Annotated in this window: 17 protein-coding genes and 1 tRNA gene; 5 read left to right on the top strand and 13 right to left on the bottom strand. The window is 71.7% G+C overall.

All coding sequences use genetic code 11. From position 1 onward, the window contains the following. On the top strand, positions 1 to 1,563 hold the full coding sequence (locus CRP50_RS19600) for a malonate--CoA ligase (protein ID WP_097280885.1): 1,563 nt from the start codon (positions 1 to 3) through the stop codon (positions 1,561 to 1,563). Between the two features lie 44 nt (positions 1,564 to 1,607). On the opposite strand, the gene CRP50_RS19595 is transcribed toward CRP50_RS19600, so the two are convergent. The 6 genes from CRP50_RS19595 to CRP50_RS19570 form a co-directional block, all read right to left on the bottom strand. Beyond that, positions 1,608 to 2,126, bottom strand: coding sequence for an RES family NAD+ phosphorylase (locus tag CRP50_RS19595; RefSeq protein ID WP_097280884.1), 519 nt, complete (start codon positions 2,124 to 2,126; stop codon positions 1,608 to 1,610). Then, complete coding sequence (locus tag CRP50_RS19590) at positions 2,123 to 2,485, bottom strand: antitoxin Xre/MbcA/ParS toxin-binding domain-containing protein (protein WP_097280883.1); 363 nt, start codon at positions 2,483 to 2,485, stop codon at positions 2,123 to 2,125. Before CRP50_RS19590 ends, CRP50_RS19595 begins: the two co-directional genes overlap by 4 nt. 74 nt (positions 2,486 to 2,559) lie before the next feature. After that, entirely contained in the window at positions 2,560 to 3,342 is a 783-nt protein-coding gene (gene mtgA, locus CRP50_RS19585) for a monofunctional biosynthetic peptidoglycan transglycosylase (protein WP_097280882.1), read from the bottom strand. Positions 3,343 to 3,364: 22 nt separating this feature from the next. Further along, positions 3,365 to 4,552: an acetyl-CoA C-acyltransferase family protein gene (locus CRP50_RS19580; protein ID WP_097280881.1), complete on the bottom strand. Its 1,188-nt coding sequence runs from the start codon at positions 4,550 to 4,552 to the stop codon at positions 3,365 to 3,367. An 82-nt stretch (positions 4,553 to 4,634) separates the two neighbouring features. Next, positions 4,635 to 5,228: a tyrosine phosphatase family protein gene (locus CRP50_RS19575; protein WP_097280880.1), complete on the bottom strand. Its 594-nt coding sequence runs from the start codon at positions 5,226 to 5,228 to the stop codon at positions 4,635 to 4,637. Between the two features lie 151 nt (positions 5,229 to 5,379). After that, positions 5,380 to 5,646 (bottom strand): hypothetical protein, encoded by a 267-nt coding sequence (locus CRP50_RS19570; RefSeq protein WP_097280879.1) that lies wholly within the window; start codon positions 5,644 to 5,646, stop codon positions 5,380 to 5,382. Between the two features lie 147 nt (positions 5,647 to 5,793). Here CRP50_RS19570 and CRP50_RS19565 point away from each other — a divergent pair, with 147 nt between their 5' ends. Next, complete coding sequence (locus CRP50_RS19565) at positions 5,794 to 6,840, top strand: cupin domain-containing protein (protein ID WP_097280878.1); 1,047 nt, start codon at positions 5,794 to 5,796, stop codon at positions 6,838 to 6,840. 437 nt (positions 6,841 to 7,277) lie between these two features. Here the strand turns inward: CRP50_RS19565 and CRP50_RS19560 are convergent, their stop codons facing one another. The 3 genes from CRP50_RS19560 to CRP50_RS26195 form a co-directional block, all read right to left on the bottom strand. Then, positions 7,278 to 9,458: an anthranilate synthase component I gene (locus CRP50_RS19560; RefSeq protein ID WP_097280877.1), complete on the bottom strand. Its 2,181-nt coding sequence runs from the start codon at positions 9,456 to 9,458 to the stop codon at positions 7,278 to 7,280. 257 nt (positions 9,459 to 9,715) lie between these two features. After that, the gene (locus CRP50_RS19555; protein ID WP_097280876.1) at positions 9,716 to 10,000 is read right to left on the bottom strand and encodes a hypothetical protein; all 285 of its coding nucleotides are present in this window, start codon (positions 9,998 to 10,000) and stop codon (positions 9,716 to 9,718) included. Positions 10,001 to 10,132: 132 nt separating this feature from the next. Further along, on the bottom strand, positions 10,133 to 10,810 hold the full coding sequence (locus CRP50_RS26195; protein WP_141415206.1) for a response regulator transcription factor: 678 nt from the start codon (positions 10,808 to 10,810) through the stop codon (positions 10,133 to 10,135). 443 nt (positions 10,811 to 11,253) lie between these two features. On the opposite strand from CRP50_RS26195, the gene CRP50_RS19545 reads away from it, so the two are divergent. Beyond that, a tRNA-Arg gene (locus CRP50_RS19545) sits at positions 11,254 to 11,330 on the top strand. A gap of 9 nt (positions 11,331 to 11,339) precedes the next feature. Here the strand turns inward: CRP50_RS19545 and fumC are convergent. From fumC to CRP50_RS26380, 3 genes are all read right to left on the bottom strand, one after another. Then, entirely contained in the window at positions 11,340 to 12,743 is a 1,404-nt protein-coding gene (fumC, locus tag CRP50_RS19540) for a class II fumarate hydratase (protein WP_097280874.1), read from the bottom strand. A 72-nt stretch (positions 12,744 to 12,815) separates the two neighbouring features. Continuing rightward, positions 12,816 to 13,259: a large conductance mechanosensitive channel protein MscL gene (gene mscL / locus CRP50_RS19535; protein ID WP_097280873.1), complete on the bottom strand. Its 444-nt coding sequence runs from the start codon at positions 13,257 to 13,259 to the stop codon at positions 12,816 to 12,818. A gap of 80 nt (positions 13,260 to 13,339) precedes the next feature. Further along, positions 13,340 to 14,188, bottom strand: coding sequence for a helix-turn-helix domain-containing protein (locus tag CRP50_RS26380; RefSeq protein WP_097280872.1), 849 nt, complete (start codon positions 14,186 to 14,188; stop codon positions 13,340 to 13,342). A 117-nt stretch (positions 14,189 to 14,305) separates the two neighbouring features. Here CRP50_RS26380 and CRP50_RS19525 point away from each other — a divergent pair, with 117 nt between their 5' ends. Next, positions 14,306 to 14,980 carry a YbhB/YbcL family Raf kinase inhibitor-like protein gene (locus tag CRP50_RS19525; protein WP_097280871.1) on the top strand — a complete coding sequence of 225 codons (675 nt, stop codon included), beginning with the start codon at positions 14,306 to 14,308 and terminating at the stop codon, positions 14,978 to 14,980. Between the two features lie 90 nt (positions 14,981 to 15,070). After that, positions 15,071 to 15,349: a FliM/FliN family flagellar motor switch protein gene (locus tag CRP50_RS19520; RefSeq protein ID WP_176525269.1), complete on the top strand. Its 279-nt coding sequence runs from the start codon at positions 15,071 to 15,073 to the stop codon at positions 15,347 to 15,349. Between the two features lie 37 nt (positions 15,350 to 15,386). Here the strand turns inward: CRP50_RS19520 and CRP50_RS19515 are convergent, their stop codons facing one another. Continuing rightward, the gene (locus CRP50_RS19515; RefSeq protein ID WP_097280870.1) at positions 15,387 to 16,376 is read right to left on the bottom strand and encodes a GGDEF domain-containing protein; all 990 of its coding nucleotides are present in this window, start codon (positions 16,374 to 16,376) and stop codon (positions 15,387 to 15,389) included. Positions 16,377 to 16,526 lie beyond the last annotated feature (150 nt).

Genomic DNA, 16,526 nt, shown 5'->3' with positions numbered 1-16,526 from the left:
ATGACCGCCGTCACCGCCGACCCCTCCCACACGCCCGCCAGCGGCGCCGACCAGTCGCTCTATGCGCTGATCGAGAGCCGCTTCCCGCGTGACGCCAACGAGACGCTGCTGGAGACGGAGGACGGCACCCGCTGGTCCTACGCCGACGCCCATGCTGCGGCCGGCCGTTACGCCCGCTTCCTCTCCGACATGGGGGTGAAGAAGGGCGACCGCGTCGCCGTGCAGGTGGAGAAGTCGCCGCAGGCGCTGTTCGTCTACCTCGCGTGCCTGCGCGGCGGCTTCGTGTTCCTGCCCATGAACACCGCCTACCGCGAGGACGAGGTCGACTATCTGGTCGGCAACGCCGAGCCCGCGGCCTTCCTGTGCCGCCCCGATTTCGAGAAGACCGCCCGCGCCATCGCCGACAAGCACGGCACGCCGCACGTCTTCACCCTGGACGCCGACGGCTCGGGCAGCTTCACCGATCGCGCCGAGAACGCCTCCGCCGACTTCGACACGGTGGCCTGCGACCCCGACGACCTGGCGGCCATGCTCTATACCTCGGGCACCACGGGCAAGCCCAAGGGCGCCATGCTGACCCACCGCAACCTGGGCTCCAACGGCCTCGCGCTGGTGGAGAGCTGGCGCTTCACCGCCGACGACGTGCTGCTGCACGCCCTGCCCATCTTCCACGCCCACGGCCTGTTCGTGGCCTGCCACTGCACGCTGCTGTCCGGCGCCCGCATGATCTGGCTGCCCGGCTACAACCGCGAGACGGTGATGGAGCGGCTGCCGCAGGCCACCGTCTTCATGGGCGTGCCCACCTTCTACACCCGCCTGCTGGCGGCGCCCGAGTTCGGCCGCACCCAGACGCGCAACATCCGCCTGTTCGTCTCCGGCTCGGCGCCGCTGCTGGCCGAGACCCACCGCGAGTTCAGCGCCCGCACCGGGCACATGATCCTCGAACGCTACGGCATGACCGAGACGGGCATGAACACCTCCAACCCCTACGAGGGCGACCGCGTGCCGGGCTCCGTCGGCTTCCCGCTGCCGGGGGTGGAGGCGCGCGTGGTGGACGAGGAAAACCGCCCGCTGCCGGTCAACGAGGTCGGTGCCATCCAGGTGCGCGGCGCCAACGTCATGAAGGGCTACTGGAAGCTGCCCGAAAAGACGAAGGAAGAGTTCACCGACGACGGCTGGTTCAAGACCGGCGACCAGGGCAAGGTGGACGACCGCGGCTACATCTACATCGTCGGCCGCGCCAAGGACATGATCATCTCGGGCGGCTACAACGTCTACCCGAAAGAGATCGAGGGCGTCATCGACGATCTGCCGGGCGTGGTGGAAAGCGCCGTCGTCGGCATCCCCCACCCCGACTTCGGCGAAGTGGGCGTGGCCGTCATCGTGAAGAAGGCCGACGCCGACCTGACGGAAGAGAGCGTGCTCGCCCACGTCAAGCAGCACCTCGCCAACTACAAGGTGCCGAAGGCGGCCCGTTTCGTGACCGACCTGCCGCGCAACACCATGGGCAAGGTGCAGAAGAACCTGCTGCGCCAGGATTACGAAGGCCTGTACAAGGGCTGAGGCTGGCCGAGGGGCGGCGGGTGCCGGAACTGGCGCCCCGCCCTTCACCGCCACGAGGCGTCGTCGTGCGGCAGGCGCCCGTGATCGTCGATCACCCGCACCGCATGGGGCGCCTCCGGCCCCCAACGCCAGAACACGACGTTCACGTGATCCGCGTCGGCGCCGGGCGCGAAGCTCGGCACCACCACGGCGGCGACACCGTCGCCCAGGAGCCGGCGCGCGAGGCGCCACGACGGCGGCTCCACGCCCCGCCGCGCCAGATCCTCCCACGAGCAGCTCAGGTCTGCCGGATCGACACCGGCCGCCGCCGGCGTGGCGGCATCGGTGAGGTCGAGCACGTCGTCGCACGCCACGTCGTGAGCGACCAGCGTCATGGGCTGGGCCTTGAAGGGGAGCCCCTGCTGCGCCTCCAGCCACGCCGTTTCCATGCGCCGGGCGGTGTAGAGGGCCGGCACGCCGGGCGGGTTGAAGCGGCCGCCGTGGCGGGCCGCTCCCTCTCCCGACAGCGGCGCGAAGGACCACCGCGGGTGATGGGCGCGGTAGACCGTCGTCACCAGCTTCATGCGTAGCCGCCGCTTCCGATGCGGTCGAGGTAGGTCTTCACGTCTTCCGCCCGGCCGGACTTGACCAGATCCTCCGCCGTCACGTCACCGAACGACGGCAGGGGCTGCGACCGGTACCAGGCGAAGGCCTGCTGCACCGACCCCGCCCACGGCAGGACGTGATTGACGATCTCCACCACGTCGCGCAGGCGCTTCTGCGTCGCTGCCGCATGCAGGCGGTCGCGCTTGGACACGGCATCGCGCGACAGACCCGCCGCGACGGCCAGCTCCTTGCGCGTCAGGTGCAGCTGGTCGGTCACGGCGTCGACCGCGATGCGGCCGTCGCCGTCGAAGGCGGTGCTCAGGAAACTGGCGGCCATCCCGGATGCCTCACGGATTGCCCTGGATCATGAGCAGAATATGAGGCGGGCGAGCGGCCGGTCAATCGCCCCCGTCACTTCACCGGGCAGGGATCGCCGTCCACCGGCGCCGGGGTGGCGGGGATGCGGGCGCGGATGGTGCCGGCGCGGCGCTGGATGTAGGCGGTCGGCTCGGCCGGCGACCAGCGCAAGGGTCCGGGCAGCACCGCCGCCATGAGCGAGGCCTCGCGCCGCGTCAGGTCGGCCGCCGCCTTGCCGAAATAGCGCTGCGCCGCGGCCTCGGCGCCATAGACGCCCGGGCCCCACTCGGCGACGTTGAGGTAGACCTCCAGGATCCGCTTCTTCGGCCAGCCGGCCTCCATCCACGGCGTCAGGTAGATTTCCTGCGCCTTGCGCAGCGGGTCGCGGCCGGGCCACAGGAACACGTTGCGGGCCGTCTGCATGGAGATGGTGGAGGCGCCGCGGATGTCGCCTTCCGCCTGATAGTCGCGCCAAGCGCGGCGGATCTCGCGGAAGTCGAAGCCCCAGTGGGTGCAGAACTGGGCGTCTTCGCTGGCGACGACGGCGCGAATCAGCTCGGGGCTGATGGATTCGATGGCGGTCCAGTCGCGCGTCAGGCCGTAGCCCTGGCCGACGCGCAGCGCCTGCAGCGGCGTCAGCCAGACGGGCACGAAGCGGTGCAGCGCCATCTGCACCGCCGGCAGCACGAACAGCAGCACCAGCAGGGCCAGCAGGATCCGGCGCCAGAGCCCGCCGGAGCGCCCGCCACCGCCGCGCGCACCGCCACCGCCGCCGCGCGTGAAGATGCGGCGGCGGGGCAGGGTGTGCTGCGGCGGTCCGGCGGGACGTCCGACCATGGGCTCCGGGATGGCCCGGCGGTTACAGGCGTTCGACCACGAGCGCGATGCCCTGGCCGCCGCCGATGCACATGGTGACGAGGCCGTAGCGGCCGCCCGTGCGGTGCAGCTCGTACAGCGCCTTCACGGTGATGATGGCGCCCGTCGCACCGACGGGGTGGCCGAGCGCCACGGCGCCGCCGTTGGGGTTCACCTTGGCCGCCGACAGGCCGAGCTCCTTGGAGACGGCGCAGGCCTGGGCGGCGAAGGCCTCGTTGCTCTCGATGACGTCGAGGTCGTCGACGGTCAGCCCGGCCTTCTTCAGCGCCACCGGCACGGCGTGGATCGGGCCGAGGCCCATGACCTCGGGCGCCACGCCGGCGTGGCCGTAGGAGACGATGCGCCCCATGGGCTTCAGCCCGCGCGCCTCGGCGGCGGCGGCCTCCATCAGCACCAGGGCGGCGGCGCCGTCGTTGATGCCCGAGGCGTTGCCGGCGGTGACCGACCCGTCCTTCTTGAACACCGTCTTCAGCTTGGCCATGCCCTCGATGGAGGCGTCGCGGCGGACGTGTTCGTCGGTGTCGAACACCACCGTGCCCTTGCGGCCGGCGATCTCCACCGGAACGATCTGGTCCTTGAAGTAGCCGGCGTCGATGGCGGCGGCGGCGCGGCGGTGGCTTTCCACCGCGAAGGCGTCCTGCTCCTCGCGCGAGATGCCGAGGCGGTCGGCGACGTTCTCGGCGGTGATGCCCATGTGGCCGTGGCCGAACGGATCGGTCAGCGCGCCGACCATGGAGTCGACCATGGACACGTTGCCCATCTTCTGGCCCCAGCGGGCGGCGGGCACCATGTAGGCGCTGCGGCTCATGCTTTCGGCGCCGCCGGCGACGGCGATGTCGGCGTCGCCCAGCATGATGGTCTGGGCGGCCGAGACGATGGCCTGCACGCCCGAGCCGCACAGGCGGTTCAGGGTCATGGCCGGCGCTTCCACCGGCACGCCCGCCTTCACGGCGGCGACGCGGGAGATGTACATGTCGCGCGGCTCGCCGTGGATGACGTTGCCGAGCACCGTGTGCTGCACCTCGGTCGCCTCGATGCCGGCGCGCGAGATGGCTTCCTTGATGACGAGGGCGCCGAGGTCGATGGCCGGAACGTCCTTGAGGCTGCCGCCGTAGTCGCCGATGGCGGTGCGGGCGCCGCTGAGGATGACGACGTCACGGGTCTGGGTCATGGGGTGTTCTCCTGGGAGTTGTGGAGACCGACCTGCGGCGGCGCCCTCTCCTTCGCGCCGCGGACCGGAGGGAGCGCCTGCGTCAGGGCGAGCGGACCTCGTGGGCGCGGCCGTGGATGCGCAGGTATTCGGCCAGCTCGGGGTAGTCCCGGGCGGTCATGTCGTGCAGCTTGGCCATGGCGGCGACCAGGGCGCCGTTGCGCCCCAGTTTCTCGTCGGCCATGGTGACCAGCAGGCTGTTGGGCCAGGCGCGCGGGCGGATGCGGCGGATGTGCTCGAACACCTCCTCCTCGCGGCCGGGGTTGAACTGGGCCATGAGGATGGCGGCCGTCGCCGTCGAGCGCGACACGCCGGCATGGCAGTGGATGAGCAGGTGCTCGACCGTGGTGGTGCGGAAGGTCTCGCCCAGGTCCAGGATGCGGTCGACGGTCTGCTCGTCGGGCATCACGGCGCCGTCCACCGGCGTCACGTGGTCGTCGAAGCGCCACACCACGCGCTGGTGCGCCGGGTAGATCTCGAAGACCTCGGGGTCGGGATGGCTGGGGTCGAGGATGGTGACGACGTGGCTCACCCCCTTTTCCGCGTGGATCATCAGCTCCCGCAGGCCGCAGATGGTGATGCGGTAGGGCACCAGGTCGGTCGGGATCGGGGTCGTGCAGGGATCGGTCGTCGTCATCGCACCATGGTCGGTTCGCGCAAGGCCCCGCCTGGGCGGCGGGGCTGCGGGTGTCGGCGGTCACCGCGGCGGTCGGGGCGCGGTGGGCGGGGTGGCCCGGATATGGGCCGCCGCCGGCCGGCGTTCAACGGCACCCGGCGGGCAGACCCCGTCAGGCGCCCTCATCCTGCGGCGGCGCGTCGGAGGAGTCCAGGTACTCTTCGATCATCTCGTAGAGCGCCGGGGCGGAAATCTCGTCGGTGACGGCCAGGTTGGACGCCGTGCCGTAGATGTTGAGCAGGTAGCCGCGATCGGCGCACACCTTTTCCAGCGCGGTGACGAAGGGCAGGATCACCTCATCGTTCAGGCTGTCGAAATCGGGGCACTGCTCCATGCGGGCGAGAAGGTCGCGGTGCAGGGCGTTGCGGCCTTTGGCCATGGTCGGGGAAACTCCGTCTGTGGAACCGGCTGGGCGGCGCAGTGTAGCCGCCCGCGCCGCCGGTTGGAACCGGGGTTTGGGAACCGGGGGTTGACGCTCGGGCTCAGCGGTCTACAAACGGAGGACGTTCCGCCAGGAGGCTCCGCCATGACCATCGCCACCTTCGCCGACCTCATCGCCCCGGTGACGCCGGAGGAGTTCTTTCGCGATTACTACGGCCGCAAGCCCCTGCACATTCCGGGCGCCGCCGACAAGTTCGCCGACGTCATGACCTGGGACCACCTGAACCGCCTGCTCGACATGACGGCGCTGTGGTCGCAGGAGACCATCGTGCTCAAGCACGACACCCAGACCATCCCGCCGCAGGCCTATTCGACGCAGGTGACCGACCGCCGCGACCAGCAGGCGCTGCAGCCCGACCCGGCCAAGGTGATGGACCTCATCCGTCGCGGCGCCTCCTTCGGGCTCAACCGCATCGACACCTTCGACGCCGGCATGCGTGCCGTGGGGGCGGCGCTGGAGGAGGCGCTGGCGGGCCGGGCGCAGGCCAACCTCTATTGCTCGCGCAAGGAGACGCAGGCCTTCGACGTCCACTTCGACACCCACGACGTCTTCGCCCTGCATTGCGAGGGCGAGAAGGAGTGGCACCTCTACGAGACGGTGGAGGACAACCCCATCCACCACCCCCTGTTCCGCCGCCACCCGGTGGAGCAGCGCCGCGCCCGGGCCGGCCGGGTGGTGCAGACGGTGGTGCTGAAGCCGGGCGACCTGCTCTACGTGCCGCGCGGCTTCTATCACGACGCCCTGTGCGTGACCGACAACTGCGTCCACATCGCCTACGGGGTGACGACGGTGATCGGCATCGACGTGCTGACGCTGCTGACCAACCGCGCCCCCGCCGAGAGCCTGTTCCGCCGCACCCTGCCCAACCCGGCGAGTGCCGACTACGACGAGGCGCTGAAGGCCCGCCTGACCGAACTCGGCGACCAGTTGAAGGCCATGGCGACGGACCAGCAGACGCTGGACTTCATCCGCCAGTACCAGCGCGCGATCTTCCGCACCACCCGCGGCGGCTTCGCCCTGCCCATCGAAGGCGCCCCGCCGAAGCCGCAGCCGGCGCAGGCCCCCACACGCAAGGCCGCACCGCCGCCGCAGGCCCGGGCGGCGATCCTCAACGCCGTGAAGGCGCGCTGAGGCGCCGCCGCGGGCGGGGCGGGTCCGGGTCCGCTCCGGCCGCGGCAGTTTCCGACGACGCTTCCCCACGTCGTCATGCCCGGCCATGATACTTTGTGGCGATATATCAACCGCTTGTCGTGCCCGACCTCCGAGCCGGACATCCACGGCGTGCACGGCACCTGCCGTGGAGAGTGGCGCTCACGGCCACCGCCTGTGGCGCCGTGGATGGCCGGATCAAGTCCGGCCATGACACTTTTCTTCGGTATATCAACCCCTTGTCATGCCCGGCCACCGAGCCGGGCATCCACGGCGTGCACGCCGCCTGCCGTGGCGGACGGCGCTCCGGGTCCACTGCTGGGGACGCCGTGGATGGCCGGGTCGAGGCCCGGCCATGACAAGTTCTGATGGCGGTTCAAGCACTTGGCGGGTCAGACACGGCCACCCCGCCCGCGTCCTCACACCCCCACCACCTCCCCCACCCGCGCCCGGCGCCGTACCAGGTCGCGGAACAGGTTGCCGATCATGCGGGCGCCGGCGGCGTCCTTCAGCGTCAGCAGGCTTTCCGGGTGGAACTGCACCGCCGCCACCGGCAGGGAGGCATGGCGCAGCGCCATCACCACGCCGTCGTCGCTGCGCGCCGTCGCTCGCAGGCAGGGCGGCAGGTCGAGGGCGTGCAGCGAGTGGTAGCGCCCGACCGTCAGCCGCGGCGGCAGTCCGGCGAACAGCGGGTCGGCGGGGTCGACGGTGATCTCCGACGGCTTGCCGTGCATGGGCTCCGCCAGCCGGCCGAGGCGGCCGCCGAAGTGCTCCACGATCCCCTGCAGGCCGAGGCACACGCCGAACACCGGCAGACCCCGCTCCAGCGCCAGGGCCAGCGTGCGCGCCACGCCGAACTGCCCCGGCGTGCCCGGCCCCGGCGACAGCACCACCAGGTCCGGCGCCTCGCGGTCGAGCAGGGTGCCGTCGAAGCCGCTGCGGTAGGTGACGGCCTGCGCCCCCGCCGCCCGCAGGTAGCCGGCGAGCGTGTGGACGAAGCTGTCCTCGTGGTCAACCAGCAGCACCTTCAGCCCCTTGCCCGGCAGCGCCGGCGCGGGCACGGCCGGCGCCTCCTGCGGGCGGTCGAGCACGTCGAGCAGGGCCGAGGCCTTGAGCACCGTTTCCGCCTCTTCCGCCGCCGGATCGCTGTCGAACAGCAGCGTCGCGCCGGCCCGCACCTCGGCGACGCCCTGCTTCAGGCGGATGGTGCGCAGCGTCAGGCCGGTGTTGAGCCCGCCGTCGAAGCCGATCATGCCGACGGCGCCCCCGTACCAGGCGCGCGGGCTGCGCTCCACGCCCTCCAGGTAGGCCATGGCGGCGCGCTTCGGTGCGCCCGTCACCGTCACCGCCCAGCAGTGGGTGAGGAAGGCGTCGAGCGCGTCCATGCCGGGACGCAGCATGCCCTCCACATGGTCGACGGTGTGGATGAGGCGCGAGTACAGCTCGATCTGCCGCCGCGCCAGGATGCGCACGCTGCCCGGCTCGCACACCCGCGACTTGTCGTTGCGGTCGACGTCGGTGCACATGGTCAGCTCCGCTTCGTCCTTGGCGGAATTGAGCAGGGTGCGGATGTTGTCGGCGTCCTCCAGCGCATCGCGGCCGCGCCGGATGGTGCCCGAGATGGGGCAGGTTTCCACCCGCCGGCCGGTGACGCGGACGTACATCTCCGGGCTCGCGCCCACCAGATGCTCGCCCTCGCCCAGGTTGGCGAGGAAGCCGTAGGGGGCCGGGTTGCGCGCCTGCAGGCGGCGGAACAGGGCCGAGGGCGCGGCGGCCGAGGGACGGCGGAAGACGCGGCTCGGCACCGCCTCGAACAGGTCGCCGGCGGCGAACTTGGGGATGGTGGCGGCGACCAGACCGGCATAGACGCCCGCCGCCATGTCGTCCGCCGCATCGTTGGCGGGCGCGGCTGCGTGCGGGGCCTCGGGCGTCGTGCGCGGCAGGCCGTCGGTGGCGCCGGCCGCCGTGGTGAAGTCGAACAGCACCCGCTCCGCCCGCTGCGCCGCATGATCCACCGCCACCACTGCATCGGGCAGGTAGAGCACCACGTCGCGGTGATCGGCCGGGCGAGGCTGGGACAGGGCGATGCGCTCGAAGGCGAGCGCGATGTCGTAGCCGAAGGCGCCGTAGAGCCCGAGCCGCCCGTCGGCCTCGCTGGCGAACAGGTCCACCACCGCCCGCACCGCCGAGAAGGCCGACGGCTGGCGGCTGCGCTCCTCCTCGGGGAAGACCTCGGGCGCCGGCTTGACGCGGGCGGTGACGCAGCCCTCCCCGGCCGACGACGCGAGGTGCGGATGCGCCGCGAAGGCCGCCGCCACCGCCGGCAGCAGCACGGCGCCGCGCGCGTTCAGGGCCGCCACCCGCACCTCGCGCCCCGTCGCCGTCAGCATCAGCGGCGGATCGACGAAGCCCAGGTCCCACCGGCTGTAGCGTCCCGGCACCTCGTAGCTGGAGGCGAGCAGGATGCCGCGGCGGCGATCGAGCGCCGCCACCAGCGGATCGGTGGCGCCCGCGTAGGGCAGCGGCTCGACGGTGCGGCGCACGGTGATGCCGCCGCGGGTGAGGTACGTGGTGGTCTGGCTGGGGGTGGAGTCGGACATGGGGTTCGCTCTCTCTCCGGGGTCTTGCGAGGGGATCCGGGGAGAGGCGGCCGCGCGGGCCGGCAGTGCGGTCGTCTGAGATGTCCGAAAACACGACAGCCGCCTCGTCCCCGAGGCGGCCGGCGTTCACACACGCGCTGAGGCTCGCCCCGTCAGACGGGGCGCCACCAGAGCCCGGCCAGGCGGCGGGCGGTATGGGCGCGGTGCGTGCTCATGGCGGCGATGGTGCGCCCGTGCCGGTTGCGTGTCAAGCGCCCTCAGCGGCAGGCGGCGCGGCGCCGCAGGATGCCGTCGCGCACCGCCTCCATGGCCGCGACGTCGCCGCTGTCGAGCGCCGCCAGCGTCCGGCGGGTCTCGGCACGGGTGGGAGCGAGGGTCCGGACGCAGGCATCCAGGCAGTGGTCGAAGTCGACCAGAGCGGCGTGCATCTCGTCGAGGGTGCGGCCCATGGCACGGCAATCCGCGGCGAGGTCGCGGGCCTGCCGGGCGAGCCGCCGCCGCTGGAAGACGGGGTGGCTGTCGAGGGACACGACGATGGACATGGGCGATCTCCTGGCATCCGACTGTCCCCCTCCGACTGCCAGGGTGGCCCATGGGGAGCCGCCGCGGCAACGGCGACTCCGGATACGATGTTTGGAAAAAGGTGGAAATCGGAGGGGGTGGAGAGGGCTGGCTCACCGTCCCTCGTCGGCACACGCCATGTCGGCCAACAGCGCGCGCGCCACGGCCTGAGCGGTGGTGCGTGCGCCGAAGCGGCGCTTCAGGCTTTCTACGTGTTTCTCCACGGTTCGGGGCGACAGCCCGAGGGCGTGGGCCATCTCCTTGACGGTGAGGCCCGAGGCCAGCAGTCCGAGGCACTGGCGCTCCCGCGCCGTCAGGTCGGGAGCATCGGGCATGACGGCATCCTCCACCAGCAGCCGCACCCGCGAGACCGACAGACAGGCACGACCGTCGGGGCTCGGCAGGATGAGGCGATCGTACACGGCGTAACGGCGCTGGATCATGGTCCGCACCCGCCAAAGGGCGGCAGTCGCCTCGTCGCGTGCGGCGGCATAATGCGGAGCGACGCTATCCAGGATGTACTCGCGATCGGGATAGTCGCCGAGTGTCTCCAGCGAGCCCTGCATGTCGAAGCTCTGCTCGACGATGCGGGCAGCGAAACCGAGGGGGTTTTCGGCCGTCAGGTCCAGCCCGTAGAGGTTGGTCAGACCGTCCGCCGGCAGATCGAGCGCCCGCAGGGCTTCCCGCGTCGGTTCCGCAGCGCCGCCGCAAGCAAGCCACCGGCTGGTCGCCTCCCGCAGCACGGCGTCGTCCAACTCGTCGAGATGCCTGCGTGTAGCGACCGAGCGCAAGCTCGTTTCCCCCTCTCCACCCGTCCCGGTGGGGATTATCCCCCAATGGTGTCCATACCACCGACACCGTATGCTGTCGACAACAGCCACCTTACGGCCGGGGATCGAGGGATGACCAGCGACCGCATTGCGAGTCTTCTAGGAGAGTTGGAGCGGGCGCGCGAGCATTGTCAGCCATGCTGCGGCGAGGTCGCGGCACCTCTCGTGGCGGTACAGGGCGGGCTGCCACGCCTCAATCTGCTCGACGCGGCGACGGAGGCGGCACTGGCCGTGGTATCCTGTCGGACCCATTGCCCGGCTCTCGCTCCGTTGATTGCGATCATCAACGGGTGCACCACCGCCGCCGATTGGCCCGCCGCCTGCCTCGCCGCCGGGGATCACGCAGGCCCCGCCGCCTGACGGTCTTGCCGCAGGCGCCGGGAGTCGGTAAGGTCCACCCCACTGCGCCCGTAGCTCAGCCGGATAGAGCACCGGATTCCTAATCCGGGGGCCGTGGGTTCGAATCCCGCCGGGCGCACCACGCTCCCCCTCACCGCCCCACCATGTCCTCCGGTCGCACCAGGCGGTCGAAGTCCTCCGGCGTCACGTAGCCGAGGTCGGCCGCCGCCTGTTTCAGGGTCGTGCCCTCCTTGTGCGCCCGCTTCGCCACCTCGGCGGCCTTGTCGTAGCCGATATGGGGGTTGAGCGCCGTCACCAGCATGAGCGACTTGTGCAGCAGCTCGTCGATGCGGGCGCGGTCGGCTTCGATGCCGGCGGCGCAGTGTTCGGTGAAGCTGGCGGTGGCGTCGCCGAGCAGGCGGATGCTCTGCAGCACCGCATAGGCGATCACCGGCTTGAAGGCGTTCAGCTCCATGTGCCCTTGCGCGCCGGCCATGGTGACGGCGACGTGGTTGCCCATCACCTGGCAGCACACCATGGTCAGGGCCTCCGCCTGGGTCGGGTTCACCTTGCCGGGCATGATGGAGGAGCCGGGCTCGTTCTCCGGCAGCCGCAGCTCGCCCAGGCCGCAGCGCGGGCCGGAGCCGAGCAGGCGGATGTCGTTGGCGATCTTCATGAGCGAGGTCGCGATGGTGTTCAGCATCCCCGACAGTTCCACCAGCGCATCGTGGGCCGCCATGGCCTCGAAGGTGTTGGGCGCCGGCTCGAAGGGCAGGCCCGTCAGGGTGCGCAGCTCCTCGCAGAACCGCTCGCGGAAGCCCGGCGCCGTGTTCAGCCCGGTGCCCACCGCCGTGCCGCCCTGGGCCAGCTGGAACACGCGCGGCAGGGTCGCCCGCAGGCGCTCCACCGACAGTTCCACCTGCCGCACGTAGCCGGAGAACTCCTGCCCCAGCGTCAGGGGCGTGGCGTCCTGCAGGTGGGTGCGGCCGATCTTGACGATGTCGGCGAAGGCCGCCGCGCGCTCCGACAGGGCGTTGCGCAGGCCGTCCAGCGCCGGGATGAGCAGCTCCGTCACCTCGCGCGCCGCGGCGATGTGCATGACGGTCGGGAAGCTGTCGTTGGTGGACTGGCCGCGGTTGACGTGGTCGTTGGGGTGGACCGGGCTTTTCGAGCCCATCTCGCCGCCGAGGATCTCGATGGCGCGGTTGGCGATGACCTCGTTGGCGTTCATGTTGGTCTGGGTGCCCGAGCCGGTCTGCCACACCTTCAGCGGGAAGTGCGCCGACAGCTTGCCCTCCGCCACCTCGCCGGCGGCCTGGTCGACGGCCGGGAAGACGGCGTCGGGCAGCGCGCCGAGGGCATGGTTGGCGCGCGCCGCCGCCCGCTTCTGCAGGCCGAAGGCGCGGATCAGCGGCTCCGGCATGGTTTCGACGCCGATGCGGAAATTGTTGAGCGAGCGCTGCGTCTGGGCGCCCCAGTAGCGGTCGGCCGGCACCTCCAGGGCGCCCATGCTGTCGCGTTCGGTGCGGGTGGCAGGAGCGGCGACGGTGGTCATGGGCAGATCTCCCTGGCGGTGATGGGTCGGCGACGAGCGGAGGCTCTCACCTGGGAACGCGGGAGGGGCGGCTCAAGGTCGCCCGGCGCGCTCCTTCAGCAGATCGCGGATCTCCTCCAGCAGCACTTCGGCGTGCGGGCGCGGCGGCGGTTCGGGCGCGGCGGCGGGCACCTCCTCCTTCTGGCGCTTCAGGCGGTTCATGGTGCGCACCACCAGGAACAGCGCCCAGGCGACGATGAGGAAGTTCAGCACCGTGTTGATGAAGACGCCGTAGTTGACGGTGGGCGCGCCGGCCGCCGTCGCCTCGGCCAGCGAGGCGTAGGTGGCGCCGTCCAGGGCGATGAACAGGTCGGAGAAGTCGATGCCGCCGGTGGCCCAGCCGATGGGCGGCATGATGACGTCGCGCACCAGCGAGTTGGTGATGGCGCCGAAGGCGGTGCCGATCACCACCGCCACGGCCAGCTCCACCACGTTGCCCTTGATGGCGAATTCCTTGAATTCCTGAATGATGCTCATGGACGGGTGCCTCCCGCGGTTGAGTCAGACCGGCAGGATACGCCCGAACCCCGCACCGGTTCACCCCTTCTTGCGGTGGATCACGCGGCGGGGCGGCGGACGGCCGACGGCACGCGGCCGGTGCGGCTGCGGAACCAGGCGGCGAAGCGCCCGGCGGAGGCGAAGCCGCAGGCCGCCGCCACGTCCTTCACCGGCGCGCCGGCGGCCAGCCGGTCGGTTGCGAGGTCGAGGCGTACCGCGTCGCGCAGGGCCTGGAAGCCGGTCTTCTGCGCCCGCAGGCGGCGGTGCAGGGTGGCGACGCTCATGTGCAGGGCGGCGGCCACCGTCGCGGCCGTCGCCGGCGCCGCCGGATCGACGGCGAGCACGGAGCGCACCCGCGCCGCCACGTCGCCCAGGGTGCGGGCGAACAGGCGCCGGCCGTGGCCGGCCTCCACCAGGGCCGTCAGCAGTTCCACCACCCGCGCCTCCAGCACCGACTCGGACAGGCCGTCCGGCGCCGTCAGACCGTCCAGGGCGTGCACCAGCGCCTCCACCACCGCCCGGTCGGGCCGCACCCGCAGGTCGTCGGCGCCGCGGGCCGGGGCCGCGAGCCGCCGCGTGGCGATGCGGCGCAGGGTGTCGGGCCCGAACTCCACCGCCACCGCCAGATAGAGGCCGCTCGCCGGGTCGGGCTCGTTGACCACGGTCACCGCCTCGTCGGGCGCCAGCAGGAGCAGGCTGGGCGCCGTCAGGCGATGATCGACGCCGTCGCGCACGACGCTCTTGGTGCCCGACAGCACGGCGATGAGGCAGGGATTGGCGGGCGCGACCACCCCCACCCGCTCCCACCGCCGGGTCACGATGCGGCTGAAGGCGGCGCCGTGGCCGAGCCAGGCGGGCGTCGTGGGCAGGCGCTCGGCGAGCGGGCGCAGGGCGGGCAGCAGGTCCATGCGGCGCCTCGGCAGGATGATCGTCTTCGCACCATTGTTGACCGGATCGGCACGCCGGTCCAGCCCCGGCCCGGCTAGGCTCCTGGCATCGGATCAATCCAGCAGGAGCAGACGATCATGATCCTCCGCCGCGTTTCCCTGGCCCTCTCCCTGGCCCTGACCGTCGCCGCCACCGCGACCCCGGCCGCCGCCGCCGACCTCGCGGTGCGGCTCGGCGGCGTCGGTGCCGACGGGGTGCTCGACTCCCGCCACGCCTTCTGCATCGCCGACGGCTACGGCGCCAACGTCAGCCCGGCGCTGTCGTGGTCGGGGGCGCCGGCGGGCACGCAGTCCTTCGTGGTTCTCGCCCACGATCCCGACGTGCCGGCCGAGTTCGCCGAGAAGGCCAACGTGCCGGGCGTCGTCATCGCCGCCGATGCGCCGCGGGTGACGGCCCACCACTGGGTGCTGGCCGACGTGCCGGCGACCGTGACCACGCTGGCCGAGGGGGCGGAAGGCGACGTCGCCGCGCCGACCCGCAAGGACGTCGGCCCGGTGGGCCACGGCACGCGCCACGCCAACGACTTCGGTGGCTTCTTCGGCGACGGCGCCCACGGCGGCTGGGACGGGCCCTGCCCGCCCGCCAACGACGCCCGGACGCACCGCTACGTGGTGACGGTCTCCGCCCTCGACGTCGCCCGCCTCGACCTGCCGGCCGAGGCCGATGTGGCGGCGGTGACGGCGGCCATGGCCGGGCACGTGCTCGCCAGCGGCTCGGCGACCGCCACCTACAGCCTGTTCGCGGCGCAATGAGGCGATCCGTCGCACCCTTTACTTCCCTTTAACCGCGCCGGGGGTCATATTGGGCGCAAGCCTGTCACCCCCGGAATGCGCGCGGTCCCCATGAGCGACGACATGACCCTCGGCGAGAGCGGCGCTCTCGATGCCATCTACAAGGTGCCGGTCGAGATCTCCGTGGTGCTCGGCAAGTCGTCGCTGCGCGTCAACCAGCTGCTGAAGCTGGGCCGCGGCGCCGTGGTGGAACTGGACCAGCGCACCAACCAGCCGGTCGAGATCTTCGCCAACGAAATCCTGGTGGCGCGCGGCGAGGTGGTCATCACCGAAGGCGACCGCATCGGCGTCACCCTGACCGAACTGGTCAAGTCCATCTACACCCGCTGACGATCCGCCGGGGGCGCCCGACGCGCCCCGCCGTGCTTCAGCCGCCGGCCGGTGTCGGGGCGGGGGTGGAGGCGTCGCCGCCGGCCATCCAGCCGCTCACGTCCTCGGCCCCCGCCAGCATCACCCGGTCCCGCCCGGCCGCCTTGGCGCGGTAGCATGCGCGGTCCGCCTCGCGGATCAGCGCCTCGAGGTCGAGGCCGCCCGCCCGTCCGGCGGCGACGCCGGCGCTGGCGGTCAGGCGCACCGTCTGCCCCTCGTACCAGATGGGCGACACGGCGACCGCCCGGCACAGGGCGGCGACGGCCGCCTCGCCGGCTTCGGCATCGGCATCGGGCAGCACCAGCACGAACTCGTCGCCGCCGAACCGCACCACCGTATCCGACGGCCCGAGGCACCGCCGCATGACGTCGGCGACGTGGCGCAGCAGCGCATCCCCCATGCCGTGGCCGAAGGTGTCGTTCACCGACTTGAACAGGTCGATGTCCACCATGGCGACCGCCACCGGCCGGTTGGCCGGCGAGCGGCGCAGCACCGCCGCCACCTGCGGCAGGGCGCGGCGGTTGGGCAGGTCGGTGAGCGGGTCCTTGCCGGCCATCTCGCGTGCTTCCAGCAGAGCGCGGCGCGTCTCCTGCAGGTGCTGCGGCGACGGCAGGGCGACGGCCTTGGGCAGCAGCGGCCAGGCGACCACCGCCGTCGCCACCGACACGGCGGCCGTCAGCAGCTTGGCCGCGGCGGCGATCCAATAGGCCGGCTGCCACAGGGTGAGGACGGAGATCAGGTGGGTGGTGCCGCAGGCCAGCACGAAGAAGCCGGCCAGATAGAAGATGCCGCGGAACCGCAGATCCTGGCGCCGCCGCAGGAAGATGAACAGGGCCATGGGGATGGAATAGTAGCTGAGGAAGATCAGCAGGTCCGACGCCACCATGGTCCACACCAGGGCGGGATCCCACAACAGGCACATCCCGTGCGGGGTGAACTGGCCGTCGCCCGTCACCGCCCGCCACACGGCGGCCAATCCCTCACCCATCCCGTCCTCCCGTGCGACGGTCCGCCGCGCGGCGGACGATCCGGTTCCGCCTTTCGGCGCAGGTCTCGACGGGGACGATGATGGCGCAACCGCACTATCGCGGCAAAGCGCGCCGTCGGCGGTATACTTTATTTCCGGTGGCGCGACGGC

Source organism: Caenispirillum bisanense, from assembly GCF_900230255.1.
Lineage (GTDB): Bacteria > Pseudomonadota > Alphaproteobacteria > Rhodospirillales > Rhodospirillaceae > Caenispirillum > Caenispirillum bisanense_A.
This window is presented reverse-complemented; position numbering and strand designations above follow the sequence as displayed.

Bases quoted from the DNA above. Each gene is read 5' to 3' on its own strand.
- CRP50_RS19560 (WP_097280877.1), bottom strand. From the start codon at position 9,458: ATGTCCGACTCCACCCCCAGCCAGACCACCACGTACCTCACCCGCGGC.
- CRP50_RS26380 (WP_097280872.1), bottom strand. From the start codon at position 14,188: ATGGACCTGCTGCCCGCCCTGCGCCCGCTCGCCGAGCGCCTGCCCACG.
- CRP50_RS19590 (WP_097280883.1), bottom strand. From the start codon at position 2,485: ATGGCCGCCAGTTTCCTGAGCACCGCCTTCGACGGCGACGGCCGCATC.
- CRP50_RS19515 (WP_097280870.1), bottom strand. From the start codon at position 16,376: ATGGGTGAGGGATTGGCCGCCGTGTGGCGGGCGGTGACGGGCGACGGC.
- CRP50_RS19565 (WP_097280878.1), top strand. From the start codon at position 5,794: ATGACCATCGCCACCTTCGCCGACCTCATCGCCCCGGTGACGCCGGAG.
- CRP50_RS19520 (WP_176525269.1), top strand. From the start codon at position 15,071: ATGAGCGACGACATGACCCTCGGCGAGAGCGGCGCTCTCGATGCCATC.
- fumC (WP_097280874.1), bottom strand. From the start codon at position 12,743: ATGACCACCGTCGCCGCTCCTGCCACCCGCACCGAACGCGACAGCATG.
- CRP50_RS19595 (WP_097280884.1), bottom strand. From the start codon at position 2,126: ATGAAGCTGGTGACGACGGTCTACCGCGCCCATCACCCGCGGTGGTCC.
- CRP50_RS19600 (WP_097280885.1), top strand. From the start codon at position 1: ATGACCGCCGTCACCGCCGACCCCTCCCACACGCCCGCCAGCGGCGCC.
- mtgA (WP_097280882.1), bottom strand. From the start codon at position 3,342: ATGGTCGGACGTCCCGCCGGACCGCCGCAGCACACCCTGCCCCGCCGC.
- CRP50_RS19575 (WP_097280880.1), bottom strand. From the start codon at position 5,228: ATGACGACGACCGATCCCTGCACGACCCCGATCCCGACCGACCTGGTG.
- mscL (WP_097280873.1), bottom strand. From the start codon at position 13,259: ATGAGCATCATTCAGGAATTCAAGGAATTCGCCATCAAGGGCAACGTG.
- CRP50_RS19570 (WP_097280879.1), bottom strand. From the start codon at position 5,646: ATGGCCAAAGGCCGCAACGCCCTGCACCGCGACCTTCTCGCCCGCATG.
- CRP50_RS19580 (WP_097280881.1), bottom strand. From the start codon at position 4,552: ATGACCCAGACCCGTGACGTCGTCATCCTCAGCGGCGCCCGCACCGCC.
- CRP50_RS19525 (WP_097280871.1), top strand. From the start codon at position 14,306: ATGATCCTCCGCCGCGTTTCCCTGGCCCTCTCCCTGGCCCTGACCGTC.
- CRP50_RS19555 (WP_097280876.1), bottom strand. From the start codon at position 10,000: ATGTCCATCGTCGTGTCCCTCGACAGCCACCCCGTCTTCCAGCGGCGG.